Origin of the sequence: Klebsiella sp. 10982 (genome assembly GCF_048589245.1) — a bacterium.
In the GTDB taxonomy this organism is placed as follows: Bacteria; Pseudomonadota; Gammaproteobacteria; order Enterobacterales; family Enterobacteriaceae; genus Klebsiella; species Klebsiella quasivariicola.
On the sequence record NZ_JBMAXV010000081.1, the window covers coordinates 1 to 6506 of the forward strand.

The 6506-nt window shown below is 54.7% G+C and carries 6 protein-coding genes; all 6 read right to left on the reverse strand.

Going from position 1 to position 6506, the window contains the following annotated elements; genetic code table 11:
• Positions 1–6: 6 nt before the first annotated feature.
• A complete protein-coding gene (locus ACKLKD_RS27130) occupies positions 7–783 on the reverse strand; it encodes an oxidative stress defense protein (RefSeq protein ID WP_025714604.1) in 777 nt (258 codons plus the stop codon).
• An 89-nt stretch (positions 784–872) separates the two neighbouring features.
• The gene (gene argO / locus ACKLKD_RS27135) at positions 873–1508 is read right to left on the reverse strand and encodes an arginine exporter ArgO (RefSeq protein ID WP_025714605.1); all 636 of its coding nucleotides are present in this window, start codon (positions 1506–1508) and stop codon (positions 873–875) included.
• Positions 1509–1659: 151 nt separating this feature from the next.
• Positions 1660–2517: a small-conductance mechanosensitive channel MscS gene (locus ACKLKD_RS27140; protein WP_025714606.1), complete on the reverse strand. Its 858-nt coding sequence runs from the start codon at positions 2515–2517 to the stop codon at positions 1660–1662.
• Between the two features lie 190 nt (positions 2518–2707).
• Positions 2708–3787 (reverse strand): class II fructose-bisphosphate aldolase, encoded by a 1080-nt coding sequence (fbaA, locus tag ACKLKD_RS27145; RefSeq protein WP_004144748.1) that lies wholly within the window; start codon positions 3785–3787, stop codon positions 2708–2710.
• Positions 3788–3884: 97 nt separating this feature from the next.
• A complete protein-coding gene (pgk, locus tag ACKLKD_RS27150) occupies positions 3885–5048 on the reverse strand; it encodes a phosphoglycerate kinase (protein ID WP_008806453.1) in 1164 nt (387 codons plus the stop codon).
• 39 nt (positions 5049–5087) lie between these two features.
• Positions 5088–6116: an erythrose-4-phosphate dehydrogenase gene (gene epd / locus ACKLKD_RS27155; RefSeq protein ID WP_004205289.1), complete on the reverse strand. Its 1029-nt coding sequence runs from the start codon at positions 6114–6116 to the stop codon at positions 5088–5090.
• Positions 6117–6506: the final 390 nt, after the last annotated feature.

Below are 6506 nucleotides of genomic sequence, written 5' to 3' on the forward strand. Positions count from 1 at the left end.
TAACGCTTACTGCGCTGGTTTCGGCGCTTCTGCCGGTTTCGGTGCTTCAGCCGGTTTCGCCGGCGCCGCAGCCTGCGCTGGTTGCAGTTCAAAGACCACATCAACCTGATCGTCAAACTGAATCGTCGCCTGCTCGTAGGTTTCCTGCGCGGAGACCGGCGCAGCATCAGCCGCCTTCATCATACGAACCATCGGGCTCGGCTGATAGTTAGAGACGTGGTAACGCACGCTGTAAACCGGCCCCAGCTTGCTGTGGAAGCCAGCCGCCAGCTCCTGCGCCTGATGCACGGCATCATCGATCGCTGCTTTACGCGCTTTATCTTTGTAGGCATCCGGTTGCGCAACGCCCAGCGATACGGAACGAATTTCGTTCAGCCCCGCTTTCAGCGCGCCGTCCAGCAGACCGTTGAGTTTATCCAGCTGGCGCAACGTCACTTCCACGGTGCGCACCGCGCGATAGCCTTTCAGAATGCTTTTCCCGTTCTGATAGTCATAATCAGGCTGGGTACGCAGATTCGCCGAACTGATATCCTTTTTGGCAATACCGCTCTTTTCAAGGAAAGAGAGATATTGCGCAACGCGATCGTCAGCCTGTTTTTTGGCCGACGCGGCGTCTTTTGCCGACACATTCACTTCGATCGCCAGGGTGGCGATATCCGGAACCGCGGCAACGCTTGCTGTGCCTGAAGTCACAATATGCGGACCATCCGGCAATTCGCTGGCCTGTGCCGCCATAGTGCTAAATCCGAGTGCTGCCGCCAGGGCTAAAACTTTTAACTTCACTGTCGTTTCTCCATGTTACTTAAATCGCCCTTACGGGACGCATGCCAGCAAGCTTAGCGCGTACAGCGGGAAAGTCCATCGGACAACGCTTAGTTGAATAACGCCTGGAGATGACTGACGCCCTCTTTTGCCAGCTGAAACGCAATAAACCACATGACGGCACCGACCACAATATTGATGATCCGCTGGGCTTTAGCGGTTCGCAGCCGCGGCGCCAGCCAGGCAGCTAACAGCGCCAGACCAAAGAACCACAGGAAAGAGGCGCTAATGGTCCCCAACGCAAACCAGCGCTTCGGCTCGACGGCCAGCTGGCCTCCCAGACTGCCCAGCACCACAAAGGTATCGAGGTAAACGTGCGGGTTCAGCCAGGTGACCGCCAGCATGGTAATAATGATTTTCCAGCGCCCCTGCTGCATCACCTCAGCATTGGCGAGTTCAATGCTCTGACTAAACGCCGTTTTCAGTGCGCCGAAGCCATACCAGAGTAAAAAGGCTACGCCGCCCCAGGTCACGATTGCCAGCAGCCACGGGGATTGCATCAGCAGCGCGCTGCCGCCAAAAATGCCGGCGCAGATCAACAGCAGGTCGCTGAGCGCGCACAGCAGGGCAATCATCAGATGATACTGACGACGGATCCCCTGATTCATCACAAAGGCATTTTGCGGGCCAAGCGGCAAAATCATTGCCGCTCCCAGGGCAAGGCCCTGAAAGTAATAGGTAAACATAAGGATTTTTCCGCTGTGTTCGAGAGTGGCGCTGACTATATCGCGAATGGATTATTAGCGGAAATTGAAAGTATTAATCATTAATTAGAACAGCTAATAACACACGATAAAAAAAGGCCGGCATAGCCGGCCTGTCTCATTCAATGGCGGTTTACTCTGCTTTTTCCGGCAGGCGCACCACATGAACATCCATCTGCGGATAAGGGAAGCTGATACCGTTGGCGTCAAATTCGCGCTTGATACGTTCGAGGACATCCCAGTAGACGTTTTGCAGATCGCTGCTCTTACTCCAGACGCGAACCACGAAGTTTACCGAGGAGGCGCCGAGTTCGTTCAGGCGTACGGTCATTTCGCGATCGCGCAGAATTCGATCGTCAGATTCGATAATCGAAGTCAGCAGCTGCTTCACCTTGTCAATATCAGCATCGTAGGAGACACCGATGATAAACTCATTGCGGCGCGCCGGTTCCCGGGAGAAGTTAATGATGTTGCCGGCGATGATTTTCCCGTTCGGCACCACCACTACTTTGCCGTCGGCGGTACGCAGGGTGGTGGAGAAAATCTGCACGTTCAGCACCGTACCCGCCACGCCGCCAAGGTCGACATACTCGCCAGCGCGGAACGGGCGGAACATCACCAGCAGTACCCCTGCGGCAAGGTTCGACAGCGACCCTTGCAGCGCCAGACCGACGGCCAGACCGGCGGCACCCAGCACGGCAATGACCGAGGCGGTCTGCACGCCTACCCGGCCCAGCGCGGCAATCAGCGTAAAGGCGATAACCGCATAGCGCACCAGCGCAGAGAGAAAATCGGCCACGGTAGCGTCAATTTTACGCGCCAGCATCAGGCGGTTAACCGTATTCGAGACCACGCGCGCCACGATCATCCCGACAATGAGAATTGCGATAGCCGCGACGATGTTGACGGCATAGCTCAGCAGCAGCTCCTGGTTGCGTGCCAGCCACGTTCCGGCGTGGTTGATGCTATCGACAACGTTCAAATCTTCCATTTAACATTCCTTATGAATCCCCTGGGGGAAAGTAAAAAACTCAGCCTGCGACAGGGCAGTCAGGTTATAGGGTAAACAATAAGTGCGCGTTTTGCCAAATGGATCACAGTTTCCCTCCGCGCTATCCTGTTGTTAAGATAATAAAAAAGCCCGCATTGCTGCGGGCTTCAGGGTAAGAAACAGATTTTTCTTACAGAACGTCGATCGCGTTCAGCTCTTTAAAGGCCTGCTCCAGACGAGTCACCATGGAAGTCTGTGCAGCACGCAGCCATACGCGCGGATCGTAGTATTTCTTGTTCGGCTGGTCTTCGCCTTTCGGGTTGCCCAGCTGGCCCTGCAGGTAAGCTTCGTTCGCTTTGTAGTACTGCAGGATACCGTCCCAGGTTGCCCATTGGGTGTCGGTATCGATGTTCATTTTCACCACGCCGTAGCTGACGGAGTCTTTGATTTCCTGAGCGGAAGAACCGGAACCGCCGTGGAACACGAAGTTCAGGCTGTTGTGCGGCAGGTTGTGTTTCTTGGAAACATATTCCTGAGAGTCGCGCAGGATAGTCGGGGTCAGAACCACGTTACCCGGTTTGTACACGCCGTGTACGTTACCGAAGGAAGCGGCGATGGTGAAGCGCGGGCTGATTTTGCTCAGCTCGGTGTAGGCGTAATCCACGTCTTCCGGCTGGGTGTACAGGGCGGAAGCGTCCATGTGGCTGTTGTCCACGCCGTCTTCTTCACCGCCGGTGCAGCCCAGTTCGATTTCCAGAGTCATGCCCATTTTGGCCATGCGAGCCAGGTACTTAGAGCAGATCTCGATGTTTTCGTGCAGGGACTCTTCAGACAGGTCGATCATGTGGGAAGAGAACAGCGGTTTGCCGGTAGCGGCGAAGTGTTTTTCACCAGCGTCCAGCAGGCCGTCGATCCACGGCAGCAGTTTCTTCGCGCAGTGGTCAGTGTGCAGGATAACCGGTACACCGTAGTGCTCAGCCATCTGGTGCACGTGGTGCGCGCCAGAGATAGCGCCGAGGATAGCAGCACCCTGAGGAACGTCAGTTTTCACGCCTTTACCTGCGATGAACGCTGCGCCGCCGTTAGAGAACTGAACGATAACCGGAGAGCGAACTTTAGCAGCAGCTTCCAGAACGGCGTTGATGGAGTCAGTACCTACGCAGTTTACCGCCGGCAGTGCAAAGTTGTTTTCTTTCGCTACCTGGAACACTTTCTGAACGTCGTCGCCAGTGATGACGCCCGGTTTTACGAAATCAAAAATTTTAGACATGTTACTTAGTCCTGTATCTGTATCTTCGACCGTTGAAGAAGGTTCGCGAGCCCTTAAGCGCGCTGAAAAACAGGCGGGTTTCCCCGCCTGAACTGAATTACTGCTTAGCGCGCTCTTCGAGCATCGCTACTGCCGGCAGGACTTTGCCTTCGACGAATTCAAGGAATGCGCCGCCGCCAGTGGAGATGTAGGAAATTTTGTCAGCGATGCCGAACAGGTCAATCGCTGCCAGGGTGTCACCGCCGCCGGCGATGGAGAAACCTTCGCTGTCCGCGATAGCGTTAGCCACGATTTCAGTCCCTTTACGGAAGTTCGGGAACTCGAATACGCCAACCGGGCCGTTCCACAGGATAGTTTTGGCGTTTTTCAGGATATCAGCCAGTTTCTGTGCGGAAACGTCGCCGAGGTCCAGAATCTGCTCGTCATCTTTGATGTCGTTAACAGATTTCAGGGTCGCAGTGGCGGTTTCGGAGAACTCGGTCGCGACGCGAACGTCAGTCGGAACCGGGATATCGCAGGTGCTCAGCAGGCGTTTGGCTTCGTCAACCAGGTCTGCTTCGTACAGGGATTTACCCACGTTGTGGCCCTGAGCGGCAACGAAGGTGTTAGCGATACCGCCGCCCACGATCAGCTGGTCAGCGATTTTAGACAGGGAATCCAGAACGGTCAGTTTAGTGGAGACTTTAGAACCACCAACGATAGCGACCATCGGACGAGCCGGCTCTTTCAGCGCTTTACCCAGCGCGTCCAGTTCAGCGGCCAGCAGCGGGCCTGCGCACGCTACGTCAGCAAATTTGCCGATGCCGTGGGTAGAAGCCTGCGCGCGGTGTGCAGTACCGAAAGCGTCCATGACGAACACGTCGCACAGCGCGGCGTATTTTTTGGACAGCGCTTCGTCGTCTTTTTTCTCGCCTTTGTTGAAGCGAACGTTTTCCAGAACCACCAGCTCACCGGCAGCCACTTCCACGCCGTCCAGGTAGTCTTTAACCAGACGTACCGGGTTGGACAGTTTGTCTTTCAGGTAATTAACAACCGGCAGCAGAGAGAATTCTTCGTTGTACTCGCCTTCGGTCGGACGACCCAGGTGAGAAGTAACCATGACTTTCGCGCCCTGCTTCAGCGCCAGTTCAATGGTCGGCAGAGAGGCACGGATACGTGCGTCGCTGGTTACTTTCCCGTCTTTAACTGGTACGTTCAGATCCGCACGGATAAAAACGCGTTTACCAGCCAGATCCAGATCGGTCATCTTAATTACAGACATGGTGAATCCTCTCGTTGATTCATAAAGTTTTGTCGACGTTTATGCGTCGAACCTGAAACCAATAGCCGCCATCGCTAACGTCGTGTCGAGCATTCGGTTAGCAAAGCCCCATTCGTTATCGCACCAGACCAGCGTTTTGATCAGATGCGCGCCACTGACCCGGGTTTGCGTGCCATCAACAATAGCACTGTGCGGATCGTGGTTAAAATCTGTCGAGACCAACGGTAATTCCGTATAGTCAACTATACCATGAAATGCACCTTGTGCTGCTTTTTGCAGCAACTGGTTGACTTCACATGCTTTTACCGGTTTTTTTACCGTCACGCTCAGGTCAATTGCCGTCACGTTAATCGTCGGCACCCGCACGGCAATCGCTTCAAAACGGTCGTTAAACTGCGGGAAAATACGCGTTATCCCTGCCGCCAGTTTGGTATCCACCGGAATGATCGACTGGCTGGCCGCGCGGGTACGCCGTAGATCCGGATGGTAGGCGTCAATCACCTGCTGGTCATGCATCGCCGAGTGAATCGTGGTGACGGTGCCGGACTCGATGCCATAGGCATCATCTAACAGTTTAATGATCGGAATAATGCAGTTGGTGGTGCAGGAGGCGTTGGAGACAATGCGGTGCTCGGCGCGGAGTTCATCCTGATTGACGCCATAGACCACCGTCGCGTCGAGATCGTTACCGCCGGGGTGGGAAAAGAGCACTTTCTTCGCCCCCGCCTGCAGGTGCGCTTCACCGTGCTCACGGCTCCCGTAAACGCCGGTGCAGTCAAGCACTACGTCTACCGCCAGCTCGCGCCAGGGCAGCGCCGCAATGGTCGGCTCATGCAGCAGACGGATGGCATCATCACCAACAAACAGCTGCTCGCGCTCCTGACGGACATCCCAGGCGAAACGGCCATGGCTGGTGTCATATTTCAACAAATGCGCGATGCCCGCAGCATCCGCCAGCTCATTGATTGCCACCACGGTGATTTCCGCACGACGCCCGGATTCATATAGAGCACGAACCACGTTGCGTCCAATGCGACCGAAGCCATTAATCGCGATGCGAATGGTCATAGATCTCCTGCAAGGCTGTCCCTGTTATAGAGGTGGCTGACAGAGTAATCCAGCAACGCTCTGAGGGGAACCTTACCAGCTGCAAACTGCGACTGATTGATTAATTGTCGAACATTTAAACGACTGAAACGCTTCAGCTAGGATAAGCGAAACGAGGAATAAAAGGAATGTTTGTCCAGTGCAATAAACCAGCTATATGACTCACATCACATTTTCGCTGGAATAATTTACAAGTACATTACATGATTCAGGAATAGCCGATACAAAAAAACCGGGTGCGAGGTAACAGAAAAACGGTAACCCAGGGGTTACCGTTTTTGGTGTTTGCCCCTCTCCTGTGGGAGAGGGTTGGGGTGAGGGCATCAGCCCGCACCGTACCAACAATTACAA